This window comes from Clostridium amazonense (genome assembly GCF_056431285.1).
In genome coordinates, this window is sequence record NZ_JBWKMH010000033.1 from 1,012,186 (window position 1) to 1,032,377 (window position 20,192).

A 20,192-nucleotide genomic window follows, 5' to 3' on the forward strand; every position below is an offset into this window, starting at 1 on the left:
TTGCTTATTTGAATTTTTCATCAACAATAATGCATTTAACTAGTTCTATTATTTAAGACTTGGATATAAGAATTTATATATTTTTTCTCGTTTTTCTATTTTCTCTCCATAATATTGACTTGCATAAACTTTATCAGCTTCTTCTACTTCTCCATTTCTTTCTATCCATTTTGCCATCATTTCTTTGTAATTTTTTTCATTAAATATTTTGGATATATAAAATGTACCTATATTAATGTTGTTATCTGCAAGTGCAACCTCTTCTTTATTATCAATTTTTATATTTGCCTCATTCGCAATTCTTATTCCACTTTCATCATTTATATTCATAAGCCCTGATGGTTTACCTTCTTTATAAGGTGTTTCTTTGAAATTTGTTTCAAAATGTATTGTAGCTGCAACTAAAGCAGGCTCTACATTATACTTTTCTGCATATTTCTTTATTTCTATTTTATGATTCAATGGATATAATCCTTGTCTTACAAATAATATTCCACTAACCCCAACTATACCAACAGTTACTAATGCTATAATTAATTTTTTCATAATTTTATTCCTCCATTAATTTTCTATTTATTAATTTGTTTTTGTAATTTCTATGTTTTTATTTTAATAAATAATTTTAAACTTCAATATCGATTTTTATTTCATAAACATTACATGCTTGTAAGAAAAAAAGAACACAGTCTGAATACTGTGTTCTTTTCTTGATACTTATATTTTTACTCACAATTTAATTTTTAGTATAATAAGCTACACCTACACTTTTAGGTCCAACATGTAATCCTATTATAGGTCCTATAGATTGTATAGTTACATCTACGTTAAGCTCTTCTCTTAATCTATTAGCAAGCTCTAATCCTTCTTCTTCACAATTAATATGATGAACTATAACTTCTCCAATCCCATTTTCCTTTATATCACATACAACTGTTTCTATAATTTTTTCAACAGCTTTTTTCTTAGTTCTAACTTTATTAAATACAGTAGTTTTTCCATCAACAACTGTAAGTATAGGTCTTATTTGAAGAATTGCACCAAACAATGCAGCTGCACCACCAATTCTTCCACCTTTTTTTAGATATTCTAATGTATCTGGTACAAATAGAAATCTACTTTTATTTATAACATCTTTAACACCATTTACTACATCACATATATCTTTACCTTCATTAGCAATCCTTGCACCTACCATGGCAGCAAACCCCATCTGCATACAGTTAGAACGAGAATCTATAAGTTCTATTTTACAGTTTGGATATTTCTCTAATATCATATCTTTAACTAAATTTGATGTTGAATATGTACCACTCATATCAGATGATATAAATAATCCTACAATATCATCTCCTTGTTCAGCGATTTTCTCGTAAGCATTATAAAACTCATCTATACTTGGTTGTGATGATGTTGGAATTTCATTCGCCTTTGACATTTCTTCATAAAAAAATTCATTTTCAAGCTCAACTTCTCTATAACTCTTTTCATTTAATAATACATTTAAAGATACTATAGATATATCATATTCTTCTATGAATTTATTTGGTATATAACTAGTACTATCCGTTATTATTTTTACGCCCACAGTCTTTACCTCCACTAAAAATTAAGTATATACTTAAAAATTACTTATTTATTGCATAGAAAAAACAATCTAACTTTTCACATTATTTCTATATATATTATTAAGTATTATAACAGTTTTAAATAATTATTAAAACAGGTATCTAATTAAATACTTAATTAGATACCTGCTATTCTATATAGTTTATATAAATTATGTCTTAATTCATATGTATAAAATGTGTTAACATTTAAAAATGTTTTCCATTTTCATAATATCTTTCTTCTTTTAAATTATTAAAAATAACATCCACACATTCTTTGTTTTCATCTTTAAAATATTTAGTTATAGCTAATGCTACTTTATCTTGAACTTCCTGTCCTCTGTCAAACCATGATACTTCAATTATAGTAGGTGGCATTACAATTTTTCCATCCATTATGTATTTTGAATTTGTAAATTCTATAGAAAAATAATCTCTTGGGCACTCTATTATATTTTCAAGTTCATTTATTAATTCTTCACTTACTTCTAATACTTTTTTCTCTTCTACACCAGTAACTTTTAATATAGGCATAAAAACACCCTCTCTATATTTTTTTGAATGATACTAATTATAACAAATTTTTCTCACAAAAAATATATTTATTTTTCAATACTTAAATCTACATTTCACATTGTTCTATTTCTATAGTATATTTTTTACAATAAGGACAATATATAATACTTACTATATAACTATTGTCTATTTTTCTATCTCTTAATAGTTTCATAAAAGAAGTATTTTTATATTCTTCTGAAATACTACTAATTACATAATTCTCTTCTTTTGTGAATATGTAAAAATGATATTCTAGAAATTTAAAAAACTTTAGTTTTTCTTTTTTTCCTTCCAAGCAAACTTCACAAGGATCACTATAATATTCTTTATCAAAAAAAACTTCGTCACAATTATTTAAAAGTTCTAAAACATTATCAATATTAAAGTCGTTAACTTCCTTTTCTTCATCATTTAATATGTACTCACAATTCTCTTTTAAAATAACATATTCTTCATCTTCATATTTAAATTTATATTCCATTATAAAATTCCTTTCATATTTAACTTTAATTTTTATTTTCTTTCAAATGCCTTAATTAAATTGAGTATAACATAATTTTAAATATACTCCATAATTATTAATCACATTTGAAAGAAAGTAATATAAATTCTTTATAAAATTTTTTCATAGCAATAAAAATATTCTTTTACTCCATGTATAAAAATTTCCCCTACCTTTTTATAACCACAATTAACAATAAAATTTTGTGCATTCATATTTAAACTATATATATTTACTCTTATACTTTTTACACCCTTTTCTTTTGCAAGTTCATCAGTAAATTTCATTAGCATAGTGCCAACACCATTTCGTCTAATTCTTCTATCTACTAAAATCCTATGAATAACCAAAAAATTATCTTTGCAGCTCCAATTAATAGATTCGTATCCTTCTACTTCTTTATTATTTACACATATAAATCCAACTATTCTCCTTTCTATTTCTTGAACAAATAAAGCTTTTTCTTTTATATCTAAGGCAATGTTATCTCCACTAGAATATTTTATATCCCAACATACAGGTCCTTGTTTTTCTATTAATAACTTACTTTCGTGAACTATCTGCTCAACATTATCTATATCGTTTTTTAATGCCAACCTTATCATCCTTATTCATATCCCCTTACACTATTATTAAACCGTATTTTTAAAATTTCTATATCTTAAGTAAAATATATCCATATTGTAATATACATTAAATATTGTATTGTTACAATATTTAATGTATATTATTAATATTTATTTCAAAGTTAATATTCTTTGTAATAATTACATAAACACTAATTAGATTATTATTTAAATTTTGTAATTATTCTCCATATAATATATTCGAATAATTTGAAAATTTCAATAGTGTAATTCAAAAAATATTTTAAAATAAATTCATAAGCTCATCTAATTCAATTCCTGCAAAATATTCATTTATTTTTATTCCATTTAATGCTTCTTTTATATTATTTTTCCTATGTGGTTTATTCTCTAAGATTTTTTCTATATTACTTATATCTTTAACACCAAAAAAGTCACCATGAATTTTTACATTTTTCATTATTCCATCTTCTACTTTAATACTTAATTCTATAGTGCCGCTTTTGAATTTACACTCGTTATAAAAATTATAATTAGGTGATTTTCCAAAATTCCAATCCCAAGTTTTATATTTTTTATTTTTTATTTTTTCTATTTCTTCTATTTCCTTTACTGTAAAATTAGTTATCACTGCACTATTCTCATTTTCTGTTATATAGTTAAATATTTCTTTTTTTAAATCTAATACAGATATCTTTTTTTCTAAATATTCACTTATATTTGTAACTCTACTTGTAACAGATTTAACTGCTTTTCCTTCAAATTTTGTTTTTTTAGGCTTTAATGCTCCACTTAGATTTGAAATATCTGCTGAAAAAAGTAATGTTCCATGATGCATAACTCTATTCTTATATTTACATTGAGCTGTTCCGGAAAACTTCTTTCCATCTATAGTTAAATCATTTCTACCAGAGAATTCCGCTTTAATACCAAGATTTTTCAACGCACCTATTATTGGTATACTAAACTTTTCAAAATCATTGAAACTTTTCCCGTCATTAACTATAAAAGTATAATTAAGATTTCCCAAATCATGAAATACAGCACCACCACCAGTTTGACGCCTTACAACTTTAACATTATTCTTTTCAATAAAATCTAAATCTATTTCTGATAAAGTATTTTGATTTTTTCCAACTACAACACAAGGCTCATTTCTCCAAAGTATAAAGTACTCCTCTTCAGTGTTTTTTAAAAAGTACTCCTCTGATGCCAAATTAAAATATGGTTCAGTACTCAAGTTATCAATATATCTCATTTTTTAATCCCCCATTTGTAAGATTTCAATGTTACAATAATAATTTTATCTTATGGTTCTAATCCAATTTTCTCCTTCTAACTCTACTCTTTGATAATTCTAATTTTATATAGGGTTCCAAGTTCAAATTTAAAGTAATGTCTTTCTCAAATTATATTATTAAGCTTACAGTTTATTTCTATTTTTATATTTGGAACCAAGTAAGAGTTAAGAGTGAAAAGTGAAATCAGTTTTATCATTCTTTGTTAATTGTTAACATTTGAATAATTTCATTTTTAAGCTTAAAACCCTATATATAGAAATTATTTATTTATACTGTGTATAGCTTCCTTATTTAATCCCATTATTGCTTCATGGAAAGCTTCTCCAAGTGTTGGGTGTGCATGCACAACTTCTTTAAAATCATCTACAGTCATTCCTTTTTCTATGGCAACTACTCCTTCATGAATTAGATCTGAAGCATGTGGTCCCATTATATGAATACCTAATAGTTTATGATTTTCACTATTACATATTGCTTTAACAAATCCTTCACCTTCACCTAATGCTAAAGCTTTTCCATTAGCTCCAAATAAAAATTTGTTTTTTACATATGGTATATTATTTTCTTTTATCACTTCTTCTGTCATACCCACAGTTGCTATTTCTGGAAATGTAAATATACATCCTGGAATTATTGATTCATGACATTGTTTATTTTTACAAATATATTCAACTGCCTCTACACCTTGATGTGATGCAGCATGTGCTAACAATGATATTCCATTTACATCTCCAATAGCATATATTCCTTCTACATTTGTTTTATAGTTTTTATCAACTTTTATTCTTTTTCTATCATGCTCTATGCCTATTTTTTCTAAATTCATGCCATCAAAATTCCCATATCTTCCTTTTGCTATTAAAACTTCATTTGCTTTAAAATCTACATCTCCTTTTTTATCTTCACACTTAATAATAACTTCATTTCCAGCATCAATAAATTCATTAATTCTAGTAGATGTTTTTATACTTATTCCAGATTTTTTTGCCATAGCTGTATATCGTTTAGTTAACTCTCTATCTACATCATATAATATTGAATCTCTTGCAACTATAACTGTAACATTACTTCCCATAGCATTAAATATACTTGCAAATTCCATACCTATAACTCCACCACCAACAACTACAAGTTCCTTAGGTATGCTTTTAAATTCCAAAATTTCATCACTAGTTATAATTTTTTCATTTTCTATTCCCTTAATATTAGGCATTTCTGGCTTTGATCCTGTTGCAATAATTATGTTCTTTCCTTCCAAAATTACTTCTCCATCTTTTGTTTCAACCTTAACTGTATTTTTATCTTGTAAAAAAGCTTTTCCTTTTACAATTTCAACTTTATTTCCTTTTAATAATTGTTCTACACCACCAACTAATGTATTTACCACATTTGCTTTTCTTTCCTGTACTTTTTCTACATTTAATTTGTAATCATTTACCTCTATACCAAAATCATCAATATGTTTAAGTGTTTTCATTATTTCTGCACTTCTATATAATGTTTTAGTTGGTATACATCCTCTATTTAAGCATGTCCCACCAAAACTATCCATCTCTACTACAGCAACATCCATACCCAATTGTGCACCTCTTATAGCTGCAACATAACCTCCTGGTCCTCCCCCAATTACAATTATATCTTTCATATCATAACCCCCTATAAATATTTATAATAATCAATGTTTAAATAGTATCTTTATCAAATGATAATATTAAGCTTACAGTTTATTTTTATTATCATGTTTAGAGCCAATTAACAGTTAACAATTAACAATGATGGTTAATATTATTCACTTCGTTCTTAATATTTATGAATAGAATTCCATAAAAATTATATTTTCATATTGTTTTCAAACTAATTTGCTTAGCAAATTATCATAAAAATTGATTCAAATAAACTGAGACTTCAGTTTTATCCTTCATTGTTAATTGTTCATCGTTAATTGTTAATTTTGTATAACACTTCAAATTGCTCTTTCTCAACTAAAACATAAATAACTTAAAGTTTAGACTTGTATTCCTATAGAATAAAAAAGTTAAGACTTAAGAATTGCCTATATACACTTTTCTTAAATCTTAACCCTTTTTAATTATTTGCTAGACCACTTTAATACCGGTGTCCTTGCTGCTTTTACCTCATCTAATCTTCTTACTGGAGTATTGTGAGGAGCTTCATGAAGTAATTCAGGATTTTCCTTAGCTTCTACTGCTATTTTTTTCATTACTTCAATGAATTCATTTAAATTTTCTATACTTTCACTTTCAGTTGGTTCTACCATTAAAGCTTCTTCAACTATAAGTGGAAAATATACTGTAGGTGGATGAATTCCATAGTCTATAAGCCTTTTAGCTATATCTATAGTAGCAATATGATGTGGATTGTCTTTTAATGTACTTAAAACCACCTCATGCTTACATACATCATCTTTTCCTAAGTTATAATATTCTTTTAAGGACTCTTTTATATAGTTAGCATTTAAAACCGCATTTTGAGATGCTGCCTTCAAGCCCTCTTTTCCCATTGTTAATATATATGAATATGCTTTTACCATAACTCCAAAGTTTCCATAAAAACTTCTTATTTTTCCTATTGAATCTGGTCTATCATAATCTAATATATATTTTTCATTTTCTTTTTTTACAATTGGATAAGGAAGAAATTTTGCTAATTCCTTCTTAACTCCTACTGGTGCTGATCCTGGACCTCCACCACCATGTGGAGTTGAAAATGTTTTATGAAGATTTAAGTGACAAACATCAAAGCCCATATCTCCTGGTCTTGTTATTCCCATAATAGCATTCATATTTGCGCCATCATAGTATAAAAGTCCACCAGCTTCATGAACTAATTCACTTATTTCTTTTATATCTTTTTCAAATAATCCAAGTGTACTTGGGTTAGTAAGCATTAAACCTGCAATTTCATCATTAAGAGCTTTTTTTAGTTCTTCTAAAGAAACTCTTCCATCAGGATTTGATTTTATTTCAACAACTTCAAAACCAGCAACTGCTGCACTTGCTGGATTAGTTCCATGTGCTGAATCTGGAACTATTATTTTTGTTCTCTTAAAATCTTTTCTATTTTCATGATATGCCTTTATTAATAAAAGTCCTGTAAGTTCTCCATGTGCTCCAGCTGCTGGTTGCAATGTAAAATCATCCATACCAGTTATTTCTGTTAATCTTTCGGAAAGATCATACATAAGTTCTAATGCACCTTGTGATATCTCTTCACTTTGACATGGATGTATCTTAGAAAATCCTGAAAGTACTGCCATATCTTCATTTATTTTAGGATTATATTTCATAGTACATGAACCTAATGGATAAAATCCTTTATCTACACTATAATTTTTATTTGAAAGAGCTGTATAGTGTCTTACAATATCAACTTCACTAACTTCTGGAAGTTCTAATTCTTCTTTTCTTATAAGATTTTCTGGAAGAATCTCTTCTAGTTTTACCTCTGGTACATCTAACTTTGGAAGTTTATAGCCTCTTCTACCTTCTGATGACAGCTCAAATATAACTTTATTATACTTTCCCATTATATCGCCTCCATCACTTTTACTAATTTATCTATATCTTCCCTTGTTCTCTTTTCTGTTACACAAAGTAGCATTGAATTTTCATACTCAGGGTAAACCTTTTCTAAATTATATCCACCTAAAATATTAGATTTTAATAATTCTTTATTAATCTCACAAGGTGAAGCTTCTGATCTTATTGCAAATTCTTTAAAGAATGGTTTGTTGAATACTGGTTTATATTTTCCACTCTTAATTAATTCATTATAAGCATAATGGGATTTTGCTAAACATTGTTTAGCAACTTCTTTTATTCCTTCTTTTCCAAGTGTAGCCATATACATAGCTGCTCCAATTGACATTAATGTTTGATCTGAACAAATATTAGAAGTTGCCTTTTCCCTTCTTATATGTTGCTCTCTTGCTTGAAGTGTTAAAACAAATCCTCTATTTCCATCAACATCCTCTGTCTCTCCAACTATTCTACCTGGCATTTTTCTCATAAGCTTTTTAGTTGTATTCATAAATCCAAGTCCTGGTCCCCCAAAACTCATATTAGCACCTAAACATTGACCATCACCTACTACTATGTCTGCTCCTAAACTGCCTGGACTTTTTAATATTCCAAGTGATATTGGATCTACATTCATTATAAGTAATGATTTATTAGAATGAACAACTTTTTCAAGCTCCTCAACCTCTTCTAATAAGCCAAGGAAATTAGGCGTTTGAATAATTACAGCAGCCACATCTTTATTAAGTAATCCTTTTACCTTTTCAATATCAGTTACTCCATCATTTAAATCTACTTCAATTAAATTATGTCCCTTAAATTTTAAATAAGTTTTTAATACTTTTCTTGTTTCTGGATTTACTGACTTTGAAACTATTACAGTCTTTCTTTTTGTACTAACAACTGCAAGTGATGCAGCTTCCATTGTTGCTGTTGCACCATCATACATAGATGAGTTTGAAACTTCCATTCCTGTTAAGTTACAAATCATACTTTGATATTCAAATATAGATTGAAGTGTTCCTTGACTAAGTTCTGCTTGATATGGTGTATATGCTGTATAAAATTCTGATCTTCCAGTTAAGTATTTTATAACTGCAGGAATATAGTGATCATAACTTCCTGCTCCTAGAAAACATGTTAAATCTTCTATTGATTTATTTTTTATACTCATATCTTTTAAACGTTTTTCTACTTCAAGTTCTGATAATCCACTTTCTAAATTTAAATCTCTTTTAAGCTTAACGTCATCACTTACATCATAATATAAGTCATCCATTGATTTCATTTTTAGAAAATCCAATACATCTTTAGTTTCTTTTTCTGTATTTGGAATATAAGGAAACATCATTATGCCTCCTTACTTAACTCATCACAAATTTTCTCATAATCTTCTGGTTTAATTAATTCTTCTAACTCTTTTTCGTCTTTTAACTCTATAGCTATCATCCAATTTTCATATGGATCTTCATTTAATGCTGCTGGATTATCATCTAATTCTTCATTAACCTCTACTATTGTTCCTGATACTGGCATATAACTATCTGATGCTGCCTTTACTGATTCGATTGTTGCAAAGCTATCGCCTTTTTCTAATTCATCATCAACATCTGGTAATTCTATAAAAACTATATCTCCAAGCATACGTTGAGCACAATCACTTATACCTATATATGCTTTATTTCCTTCAACTTTTATCCATTCATGGTCCTTTGTGTATAATAAATTATTTAATACTTTCATATTTATACCCCCTATTTATTTAAAATATCTATTTACTTTGAGTTTTCTTTGTATAAAATCTCTTGTCTATAACAACTGCTTTTAATTCTTTATTTCTAACTTTTATATCAAATTCTGTTCCAATTTTAGTGTAATCTATCTCTACTAATGCAAGTCCTATTGATTTTTTTAATGTTGGTGATTTATATCCTGTTGTTACATGTCCTATTACTTTTCCATCTTTTAAAATTTCATATCCATGTCTTGCAATTCCTTTATCTAAAAGTTCAAAACCAACTAATTTTCTAGTTATTCCTTCAGCTTTTTGTTTTATTAGTGCATCTTTTCCTATGAAATCCTCTTCAACTTTCAATTTTACAAAGAATCCAAATCCCATTTCTAATGGAGTTATATTTTCATCCATTTCATTTCCATAAAGAGGTAATGTTGCTTCAAATCTTAATGTATCTCTTGCTCCAAGACCTATTGGTTCTGCCCCAAATTCCTCTCCATTTTTCAACATAGCATTCCATAGTTCTTCTGCATCTTCTGGTTTACAATAAATTTCAAAACCATCTTCCCCAGTATATCCAGTTCTTGATACTAAACATTCTTTCCCATTCACAATTACATTTCTTCTAGCTTTAAAGAATTTTATTTCATTTAAATCCATAGAAACTAATTTTTGTAGAATCTCTTGAGCTTTTGGACCTTGTAATGCTAATTGAGCAATATTTTCTGATACATCCTTTATCTCAATATCAAAATTACCTTTATGATCTAATATCCACTTAACATCTTTTTCTTTATTACTAGCATTTATAACTAAGAAAAAATCATCTTCCTTAAATTTATAAACTAATAAATCATCTACTACTCCACCAGTTTCTTTACACATAAAAGTGTATAAAACTTCATTATCATTAAGAGTATTAACATCATTAGTAACTAAGTATTGAACAAATTTTTGTGCATCCTTACCTATTACTGTAACTTCCCCCATATGAGATACATCAAATAATCCTGCTCTTTCTCTTACTGTCTCATGTTCATGTAAAAAGCCTTTAAATTGTGTTGGAAGTTCATAGCCTGCAAATTCAACAACTTTTCCACCATACTGTTCATACACTCCTCTTAATGGAGTTTTTTTTAATTCTTGCATTTAAATATACCCCCCAATTATCATATTAATTTCAATAATGAAATTAAAATATATAAAAGATACTAATAATTATTAATATCTAATATTTCAATTCAAATCTTAATAATTATTTTAATGTTTTGCTTTTATTTTTATAAATAATAAGATCAGCCCGAAAATATTTCAAAATTAACAATAATTTTAAATCAATAATTTATTACCTACTTTGCTAATTGTAATCCTATACTTATTTATAATATTAAATATTCATTAATATAAATTTTATAACTAAAATTTATATTAAGTTTGTTAAATAATTGTTTAAGTTTATATAATTTTCTAAATTTTCTATTATTTACTTTCATTATAATTGCGTTTCTATTATTTGTAAACCATATACATAATTAAATATATTATTTGTTTTATATTTATACATTTGTTATTGTAAATTTTTAAAATATTTAATTTGGTAATTTAGATTTCAAATAGTAATTATTTATATTTTAAATACTTATAATTACATCTATTCCATATAGTTATTATAACTTTATTTTTTAGATTCTTATTAAGATTTTTATATATTTTTTTATACTAATTCGGTAAAGTTATGTTTTTATATTTTCTTGATTTAAATTATACTTTTTTAATATATCTAAATTTTTATATTTTTAAGCATAAATTTGGTGCTTTGTTTAGGTTTTTATTACTACTATCTAATTTCTATTTTATTTATATAATCTCACTAATTTGTAATATATTATTTTAAAATTTAAACCTTATTAAATATAAATAAACTTTAAATACATTTGTAAATTTAATTTTTAACAATATTTTCAAATTATCATTATTTAAAACTTACAACTTTTAGTTCCATTTATACATCTTAGTCATAGACTATATTAATATAATTATTATAAATTTATTTGATATATCTATTGACTTTTATTTAGAATAAATATATTATTAAAACATAATTTAATAAAATTAATCCCATGTTAAAGGGGAGTAGTTATAAATGTATCTTCAACATTCCGGCAATTTGCCTGGAGATATATACCAATTGAAAGTTGGTTACAAGACCTTTGACATAGATTTCAATAAGACTTGAAATCTATGTCAAAGGTCTTTTTTGTTAAATTAGATGTAAAAATATAGGAGGGAGTACTTATTTTATGAAAACTTATTTTTCACAATCAACAAATCAAATTTTAAATGAATTAAATTCTTCTCTTGAAGGACTTAATGACGAAATGGTAAAAAAACAAAATGAAAAACATGGCCCAAATGAACTTAAAGAAAAAGAAAAGAAAAGTACCTTTGTAATTTTTTTAGAGCAATTTAAAGATTTATTAGTTCTTATCCTTATAATTGCTGGTTTTGTTTCCATGGCTATAGGTAATATGGAAAGTACTTTAGTAATTTTTGTAGTTATAACATTAAATGCAATACTTGGTACTGTTCAGCATATTAAAGCTGAACAATCACTAAATAGCCTTAAAGCTTTATCTGCACCAAACTCAAAGGTAATTAGAAATGGTGTTAAAACTGAGATACCATCTAGAGAAGTTGTACCTGGAGATATTTTAATTTTGGAAGCTGGTGACTTAGTTGCAGCTGATGGTAGAGTTATAGAAAATTATTCACTTCAAGTTAATGAAAGTTCACTAACTGGAGAATCTGAAAGTGTTAATAAAACTAGTGACGTTATATCTTCTACAGAACTAGCACTTGGTGATCAAAAAAACATGGTCTTCTCAGGTAGTTTAGTAACTTATGGTAGAGCTACTGTTATAGTTACTGATACTGGCATGAATACGGAAATTGGTAAAATTGCATCTCTTCTTGAGAATACTCAAGCTAAAAAGACACCATTACAAGCTAACTTAGATGATTTCAGTAAGAAATTAGCTATTATAATTCTAGCTATTTCAGTTGTTATATTTGGAATTGACGTATATCGTGGAACCCCTATATTAGATTCTTTAATGTTTGCTGTTGCTTTAGCTGTTGCTGCTATTCCAGAAGCCTTAAGTTCAATTGTAACTATCGTTCTTGCATTAGGAACTCAAAAAATGGCTAGTGAAAATGCTATTGTTAAACAGTTAAAAGCTGTTGAAGGACTTGGATGTGTTTCTGTAATATGCTCTGACAAAACTGGAACACTTACACAAAATAAAATGACTGTAAAAAAATCTTTTGTTGATAACAAAATTATAAACTCTAATGAATATGATTTATCTAATGAAACTGAAGATTTATTAATAAAGTCAGCCATTCTTTGTAATGATTCAACAGTTATTAATAATAATGAAATTGGTGATCCTACAGAAGTTGCTTTAGTTAACTTAGGTAAAATATATAATTTAGATGAAGTATCTCTTAGAAATTCTTATGCTAGAATATCAGAAATCCCTTTTGATTCTGATAGAAAGTTAATGAGTACTTCTCATAATTTAAACAATAATAATCTGATGTTTACTAAAGGTGCCCTTGATGTTTTAATTACTAGAATCAAATATATTAAAACTTCTAATGGTATAAAAGAAATTACCAAAGAGGATATTGAAAATATACAAAATACTAACAAATCTTTTTCTGAAAATGGCTTAAGAGTTTTAGCTTTTGCATATAAAGAAATATCTGAAGATTATTCTCTTTCTTTAGAAGATGAATATGGATATACATTCTTAGGTTTAATATCAATGATTGATCCTCCTAGAGAAGAATCAAAGCATGCTGTAAGCGAATGTTTAAAAGCTGGTATAAAACCTGTTATGATAACTGGGGATCATAAAATAACTGCTTGTGCTATTGCTAAGGAAATCGGAATTTTTAAAGACGGTGATCTTGCTATGGAAGGATTAGAACTAGAAAAAATTTCTGATGAAGAATTAAGAGGAAAAGTAGATAAAATCTCTGTTTACGCTAGAGTTTCTCCTGAGCATAAAATAAGAATAGTACGAGCTTTTCAAGATAAAGACAATATAGTAGCAATGACTGGTGATGGTGTTAATGATGCTCCAGCATTAAAACAAGCTAATATAGGTATTGCCATGGGAATAACTGGTACAGAAGTTTCAAAAGATGCAGCTTCCATGATTTTAACTGACGATAATTTTGCAACTATTGTAAAATCCGTTGCTAATGGACGTAATGTCTATAGAAATATTAAAAATTCTATTAGATTTTTACTATCTGGAAACACTGCTGGAATAATTGCTATATTGTTTACATCATTATTAGCATTACCAATGCCTTTTGCACCTGTTCACTTATTATTTATAAACTTGCTTACAGATAGCCTTCCAGCTATAGCAATTGGTGTTGAACCTGGCAATGATGATATTCTTAATGAAAAACCTAGAAATGCTAAGGATTCTATCTTAACTAAAGATTTTGTAAAAGCTATTTCACTTGAAGGGCTATTAATTTCTATTTTTACTATAATTGCCTTTATGACAGGACTAAAAACAGGTGATGCTTCTACTGCTAGTACAATGGCATTTGCAACACTTTGCCTTGCTAGATTATTTCATGGTTTTAACTGTAGAGGAAACTTATCAATATTTAAACTTGGACTTAACTCTAATAAGTATAGTATTTTAGCATTTTTATCAGGCTTCATTATGCTTACATTAGTTCTAATTGTTCCACCTTTAAAATCATTATTTGAAGTATCAACACTTTCAATACAACAATTAGGTTTAATATATTTGTTATCATTTATACCAACTTTAATAATTCAAATAAAAAAAGTTATTGTAGATGATAGAAAATTTTCAAAAATTCTTTCTACTGAAAAATCAACAATAAGTTTATAATTTAAAATAGAAGTACTTAAAAAGTACTTCTATTTTTTTGAACTCTCACTCAATCCGTATATTCTTTTACTTTTGTCAATAAGTTCTATTTCATTCAATTTTAACAATCCTTCTATAACATAATTAGTAAACTGTATTTTATTTGTAACACCAACCTTTTTTTTACTCCAAATTACACTTGCTTTTTCGTCTTTTATTAATTCTCTTATTTCAACAGCAGACATTTTCTTGGTTACCTTCATATTTTTCAAAACTTTATTACAACATTTATTATATAGTTTGTCCATAAGATTCATCCCTAACTGTCTATCTTTTATTATTCCTATATATATAAATAACATAGTTACAATCATAATAAGTACAATATATATAATATATTTTATCATTTTAACCTCCCATTATTTTTACTTACCAAGTTTATTTATATTTAATTACTGTATTTTTAATCACTACTTCAATGATATATATCCATTATTAATAAGAATTTTTATATACTCTATTAGTCTTGGAAGTGCTGGTTCTATATCTTCACCATGACTTTCCTTTAATTTTTCTGATATTTCATATACATTATTATGTCCATCACACAATCTCCAAACAGTTGATCCTATTTTCTCTAATTCTATTTTTATAACTTCAGATTTTTTAAAAATTTTATGCATTATCTTCTCAGCAAAAGAATCTCTTTTTATGATTAATACTATACTTTCTCCTGAATCATCCCAATTAATTTTTTCATTTCTAAATGGCACTTTCTCCAATATGTTATCATTCTTAGTTTTTTTCATAACTTCCCTCACCTTTTTATTTTATTTATCTCTTTATAAATTTATAGTTTTAAATTTATAGTTTTATGTCTAATTTCTATATTAAAATGATGAATGAAACATAATTATTCCATTCATCATTTATATTAATCTATGCTTTTATTTTTTGTTTAGACTTTTTATTAGAATTTTTATTTATATCATCATTCATACCTTTTTTCAAAATATATATAAAGCTTAACGCTAATAACAAATATAATATTAATGAACCCAATTGACCTAGTATAGGATTCTTCATTGCCATATCAATATTTGCTATTGCAAATATTGCAAGAACTACACCCATAAGTCCCTCACCTGCAACAAGTCCTGATGCATATAATATACCAGTTTGATTAACAGCTTCTTTTTTATCTTTGTCTTTATTCTTAGTAAGCATATCAAAGCCACCTTTGATAAGTCCACCAAGCATTATTGGTGTTGATAAATGTATTGGTAAATATAAACCTATTGCAACTGGTAATGATGCTACACCTAATATTTCAAATATTATTGATGTCATAACTCCCATAAATACTAAGTTCCAAGGTAAGTTTCCATCCATAATACCTTCTATTATAAGTTTCATTAGCCCAGCTTGTGGTGCTCCAAAATCTTTTGAACCAAAAGTATATGCTTTATCTAATGCAATCATTATAAATCCAACTGATATAGCTGCTGCTACAACACCTATAAGCTCTCCTAATTGTTGCTTCCATGGAGTTGCTCCAACTAAATAACCTGTTTTTAAGTCTTGAGAAGTATCTCCTGCTATTGCTGAAGCTGTACAAATAACTGCACCTATACATAATGCTGATATCATACCTGTTTTTCCATTCATTCCTGTGGCTTTTAATATTATTGTTGTTAATAATAAAGCCGCTATTGTCATTCCTGATATAGGATTTGAAGAACTACCTACAACACCTACAACTCTAGATGAAACTGTAACAAAGAAAAATCCAAATATAACTATCAATATTGCTCCTAATATTCCAACTGGAATTTGTGGAAATGCTGCTATAGCTATTATTGAAATTACAAGTACAATAATTATAAATCTGCTACTTAAGTCTTTATCAGTTCTTTCAACTTGAAGTTGTTTCTCATTACCTTTTGCACCTTTAATTACATCTCTAAATGATGATATTATAGTTGGTAAAGATTTTATTAAACTTATTATTCCACCAGCAGCAACTGCACCTGCTCCTATATATTTTAAATAATTTGACCATATAGCTCCTGCATTTAAATTTTTTATAATATCTTTTGCTGGGAATATAACATCTGTTGCACTACTACCAAAGAAAGTAATCATAGGAATAAAACAAAGCCATCCTAATAATGCTCCAATAAGCATGTATGAAGATATTTTAGGTCCTATAATATAACCTACACCTAAAAGTGCTGGAAGTGTATCCATACCAACTGTTCCATTTGAGAAGTTTGGAATAGTTTTTTCTATTTCTGTTGGAAACATTTTAAATCCATCACCAAATAGTTTGTATAATGCACCAATACCTCCACCTATAAATATCATTTTAGCACTAGACCCATCACCTTCACCTGCAACTAAAATCTCAGCACAAGCTGCACCTTCTGGATAAGGTAATGTTCCATGCTCTTTTACTATTAAATATCTTCTTATAGGTATCATAAATACAACACCTAACACACCACCAACTAATGTTATTATTGTCATTGTAAATGCATTTGGGTCTTCTCCCCATAAAAATAACGCTGGTAATGTAAATATTGCTCCTGCAACTAAAGACTCTCCTGCTGATGCTATTGTTTGCACCATATTGTTTTCTAGTATTGACTTTCTTTTAAGTATAACTCTCACAATTGCCATTGAAATAACAGCAGCTGGAATTGATGCTGAAACAGTCATTCCAATTTTTAAACCTAAATACGCATTTGCAGCACCAAAAATAATACATAAAATAATACCTACAACAACAGATAATACTGTAAATTCCGGAACTATTTTATTAGCCGGAATATATGGAATATACTTTTTCTGCCCATCTTTCAGTCCATATGCCCCTTCTGGTAATCCTTTTTTCATAAATAATCCCCCTTTATGTTTGGTTTAGCCCTGAATATTTTACTCCTATATTTAATTCTATTTTTCTTTATGTATTTATAGTATTAACTAAGTGTAAATTAAGTAAATTTTTACATGAATTTTAATTAATTTAAACTTATAAAAATTAAATTCAGATTTTAACTTAAGTTGATAATAAGTTGTCATGAAATATTTACCACAATTTAATTAAATATATTTAAATTTAATTTTAAAAATAAAAACAATGATAAATTATTTTTTATAATTTATCATTGCTTTTATATTATCTATCCTGTTTTAATACTAATGTTTCTGAAATAGTAGATTTATTTCCTTTCATATCAACTATTTCATAATATATTACTGCATTTTTATTTATACTCGATTTTTTTACACTCTTATCATCAAATTTTACAATTAGATTTTTTTTATCTTTATCAACATCCCATTTTTCTTTTGTTCCATCATTATATTCAATCCAACCTTTTAAAACATAAACTGGTTCACTATAATTAGTAAGTGTAGATTTTGCACTTGTAAATGCACCTTCATCTTCTGAATTATATTCAAACATAATTTCTGCTTCAGGATTTTTACCATCATCTTTTATCTCTCTCTCCAAATAAATGTAAATATTATTTTCTTCTTCTTTTAAAACTATTTTACTTTCATTTATCTTTTTAGTATCATATTCGCTGGCACTAATATCTAACTTATACTCACCTAATGCAATATCTTCAAAACTAAATATACCACTACTATTTGATCTAACTTCTTTGGAAGTTCCCTCTGAATCTATTAATTTTATTTTAGCTGATATTCCTTTTGTGCTACTTTGTTCTGTGTAAAATACTCCCGCTTTATCATTTTCAGTAACTTCTAATACTTTTCCTTTTAATACTATTTTTACTTCTTTAATTTCTTTCATAAAAGCTAAAAACTCGCTTTTTTCACAATCTTTTATATTTATTGTTGCTCCAACATCTTCATATCCATCTCTTTTTAAGTTTATTTCTATTTCATCTTTATTTGTTAAGATTTCAAAAGTCCCATCTCTATTCAATTTTAACTTATCATCATCTGCTTTATTTACTATCTCAACTTTACAATCATCTATAACCTTATTTTCATTTAGCAACTTATCAAAATCCTTGCCATCATTTTTTACCATATCTTTTATTGAATTCTTCTCATATATACTAGCTTCACTTATCAAATTATATTCTTTATTATCATAGGATAATGGTAATTGATACACTTGTCCTTTTATACTATGTTTATAACTTTTAGTTTTTTTGAATGTAAATATATACTCATCTTGTTTATTAAAATCCATTTTTGAAGTTTGAATTGTTGCTGTTTTTTCTTCATTTACCCTTGTAACTGTTAATCCACCAAAGGAATTTTGTATATAATAATAGTTTGGATTACTTCTAGTTAAATCAAATCTATCATCCCCTAATGATGTTTGCTTTGAGAACTCGCCAGTTCCAAATCCAAAACAATATTCCATAGAACACAAATGTGAACCACCTTCTAGTTTTTTAGTTGTTAACCCCTTATTATCCAAGTGTGAAAAAGATGATAAATAAAGATACTTTCCAGTTGCCTTATTTTTTATTGTATAATATGTTCCTGCAAACTTATCATTTTCGAAAAAATTATCACTATCAACCCAACTCAATTCTAAAATCCAACTTTGATATGGATTACCTTCATCTTCTCTTTCTATTATTACATTTTCATCTTTATCACTAGCCAGAACTAAATTTTCACCATCTTTTTCTACTTTAGAATAAATTTTATATTCATCTTCTAATTTATCAAACTTTACAAATGGCATTAAATCATGCGGCATTATATTTCTGTTAAATCCCCATCCATCTTTAGCAAATACAATACTACCAATTGTTATAACACCAATTAATAATGTTAATATTGCTACCACTTTAATCTTTTTTTTCATATAGACCTCCCCCTCGTATATCTATATCAATAATTTTTTAAATTCACCTTCATCTCTATTTTATCATGTTTATTTATATATTCATTTAAAATTTAGTAATACTGTTGTAAATTTATAATTGAAATACCCTTTTAAAAGATTAAATCATTACCTATATAGATTAATATAATTTTCTTTTTTCATTCGTAGCTGAGATTTCAATCTTGGCGGTCTTTGATTTTCATATATATTTTTTAAATAATACATTCAAATAACGTTTTGCAAGAATGAATTCTCGCCTACTGAGGAGCGTGATTTAAATTCACACACATAGGTTAATATAATTTTCTATTTTCCTTCATAGCTGAGATTTCAATCTTGGTGGTCTTTGATTTTCATATATATTTTTTAAATAATACATTTAAATAAAGTTTTGCAAGAATGAATTCTCGCCTACTGAGGAGCGTGATTTAAATTCACCCACATAGGTTAATATAATTTTCTATTTTCCTTCATAGCTGCGATTTCAATCTTGGCGGTCTTTGATTTTAATATATATTTTTTTAATAATACATTCAAATAACGTTTTGCA

16 protein-coding genes are annotated in these 20,192 nt (G+C 26.8%); 1 reads left to right on the forward strand and 15 read right to left on the reverse strand.

Features of this window, described 5'->3' with window-relative positions; all coding sequences use genetic code 11:
* Positions 1-48: 48 nt before the first annotated feature.
* From AC07E4_RS19490 to gcvT, 11 genes are all read right to left on the reverse strand, one after another.
* Positions 49-546, reverse strand: coding sequence for a transglycosylase SLT domain-containing protein (locus tag AC07E4_RS19490; protein ID WP_040330025.1), 498 nt, complete (start codon positions 544-546; stop codon positions 49-51).
* A gap of 187 nt (positions 547-733) precedes the next feature.
* Positions 734-1,585, reverse strand: a complete 852-nt coding sequence (locus tag AC07E4_RS19495) for a DegV family protein (protein ID WP_040330023.1) — start codon at positions 1,583-1,585, stop codon at positions 734-736.
* A 229-nt stretch (positions 1,586-1,814) separates the two neighbouring features.
* Positions 1,815-2,141: a DUF1904 family protein gene (locus tag AC07E4_RS19500; RefSeq protein ID WP_040330022.1), complete on the reverse strand. Its 327-nt coding sequence runs from the start codon at positions 2,139-2,141 to the stop codon at positions 1,815-1,817.
* A gap of 88 nt (positions 2,142-2,229) precedes the next feature.
* Positions 2,230-2,583: a DUF3785 family protein gene (locus AC07E4_RS19505; protein WP_423219659.1), complete on the reverse strand. Its 354-nt coding sequence runs from the start codon at positions 2,581-2,583 to the stop codon at positions 2,230-2,232.
* A 194-nt stretch (positions 2,584-2,777) separates the two neighbouring features.
* Positions 2,778-3,263 carry a GNAT family N-acetyltransferase gene (locus AC07E4_RS19510; RefSeq protein ID WP_478217236.1) on the reverse strand — a complete coding sequence of 162 codons (486 nt, stop codon included), beginning with the start codon at positions 3,261-3,263 and terminating at the stop codon, positions 2,778-2,780.
* A 274-nt stretch (positions 3,264-3,537) separates the two neighbouring features.
* Positions 3,538-4,512 (reverse strand): lipoate--protein ligase, encoded by a 975-nt coding sequence (locus AC07E4_RS19515; protein WP_040330020.1) that lies wholly within the window; start codon positions 4,510-4,512, stop codon positions 3,538-3,540.
* 302 nt (positions 4,513-4,814) lie between these two features.
* A complete protein-coding gene (lpdA, locus tag AC07E4_RS19520; RefSeq protein ID WP_430830812.1) occupies positions 4,815-6,200 on the reverse strand; it encodes a dihydrolipoyl dehydrogenase in 1,386 nt (461 codons plus the stop codon).
* A gap of 444 nt (positions 6,201-6,644) precedes the next feature.
* On the reverse strand, positions 6,645-8,102 hold the full coding sequence (gene gcvPB / locus AC07E4_RS19525; RefSeq protein ID WP_478217237.1) for an aminomethyl-transferring glycine dehydrogenase subunit GcvPB: 1,458 nt from the start codon (positions 8,100-8,102) through the stop codon (positions 6,645-6,647).
* The gene (gene gcvPA / locus AC07E4_RS19530) at positions 8,102-9,442 is read right to left on the reverse strand and encodes an aminomethyl-transferring glycine dehydrogenase subunit GcvPA (protein WP_478217238.1); all 1,341 of its coding nucleotides are present in this window, start codon (positions 9,440-9,442) and stop codon (positions 8,102-8,104) included. Before gcvPA ends, gcvPB begins: the two co-directional genes overlap by 1 nt.
* Positions 9,443-9,444: 2 nt before the next feature.
* Positions 9,445-9,837, reverse strand: coding sequence for a glycine cleavage system protein GcvH (gene gcvH, locus AC07E4_RS19535; protein ID WP_040330016.1), 393 nt, complete (start codon positions 9,835-9,837; stop codon positions 9,445-9,447).
* A gap of 28 nt (positions 9,838-9,865) precedes the next feature.
* The gene (gene gcvT / locus AC07E4_RS19540) at positions 9,866-10,978 is read right to left on the reverse strand and encodes a glycine cleavage system aminomethyltransferase GcvT (protein ID WP_430830813.1); all 1,113 of its coding nucleotides are present in this window, start codon (positions 10,976-10,978) and stop codon (positions 9,866-9,868) included.
* Between the two features lie 1,151 nt (positions 10,979-12,129).
* Between gcvT and AC07E4_RS19545 the strand changes: the two genes are divergently transcribed.
* Positions 12,130-14,778: a cation-translocating P-type ATPase gene (locus AC07E4_RS19545; protein WP_478217239.1), complete on the forward strand. Its 2,649-nt coding sequence runs from the start codon at positions 12,130-12,132 to the stop codon at positions 14,776-14,778.
* A gap of 29 nt (positions 14,779-14,807) precedes the next feature.
* Here the strand turns inward: AC07E4_RS19545 and AC07E4_RS19550 are convergent, their stop codons facing one another.
* The 4 genes from AC07E4_RS19550 to AC07E4_RS19565 all read right to left on the reverse strand — a co-directional run bounded on the left by AC07E4_RS19550 (position 14,808) and on the right by AC07E4_RS19565 (position 19,621).
* The gene (locus AC07E4_RS19550; protein ID WP_040330012.1) at positions 14,808-15,164 is read right to left on the reverse strand and encodes a hypothetical protein; all 357 of its coding nucleotides are present in this window, start codon (positions 15,162-15,164) and stop codon (positions 14,808-14,810) included.
* Positions 15,165-15,227: 63 nt separating this feature from the next.
* On the reverse strand, positions 15,228-15,566 hold the full coding sequence (locus AC07E4_RS19555) for a PqqD family protein (protein ID WP_478217240.1): 339 nt from the start codon (positions 15,564-15,566) through the stop codon (positions 15,228-15,230).
* Between the two features lie 130 nt (positions 15,567-15,696).
* Positions 15,697-17,655, reverse strand: coding sequence for an OPT family oligopeptide transporter (locus tag AC07E4_RS19560; protein ID WP_478217241.1), 1,959 nt, complete (start codon positions 17,653-17,655; stop codon positions 15,697-15,699).
* 283 nt (positions 17,656-17,938) lie between these two features.
* Positions 17,939-19,621, reverse strand: a complete 1,683-nt coding sequence (locus AC07E4_RS19565; protein ID WP_478217242.1) for a hypothetical protein — start codon at positions 19,619-19,621, stop codon at positions 17,939-17,941.
* Between the last annotated feature and the right edge of the window lie 571 nt (positions 19,622-20,192).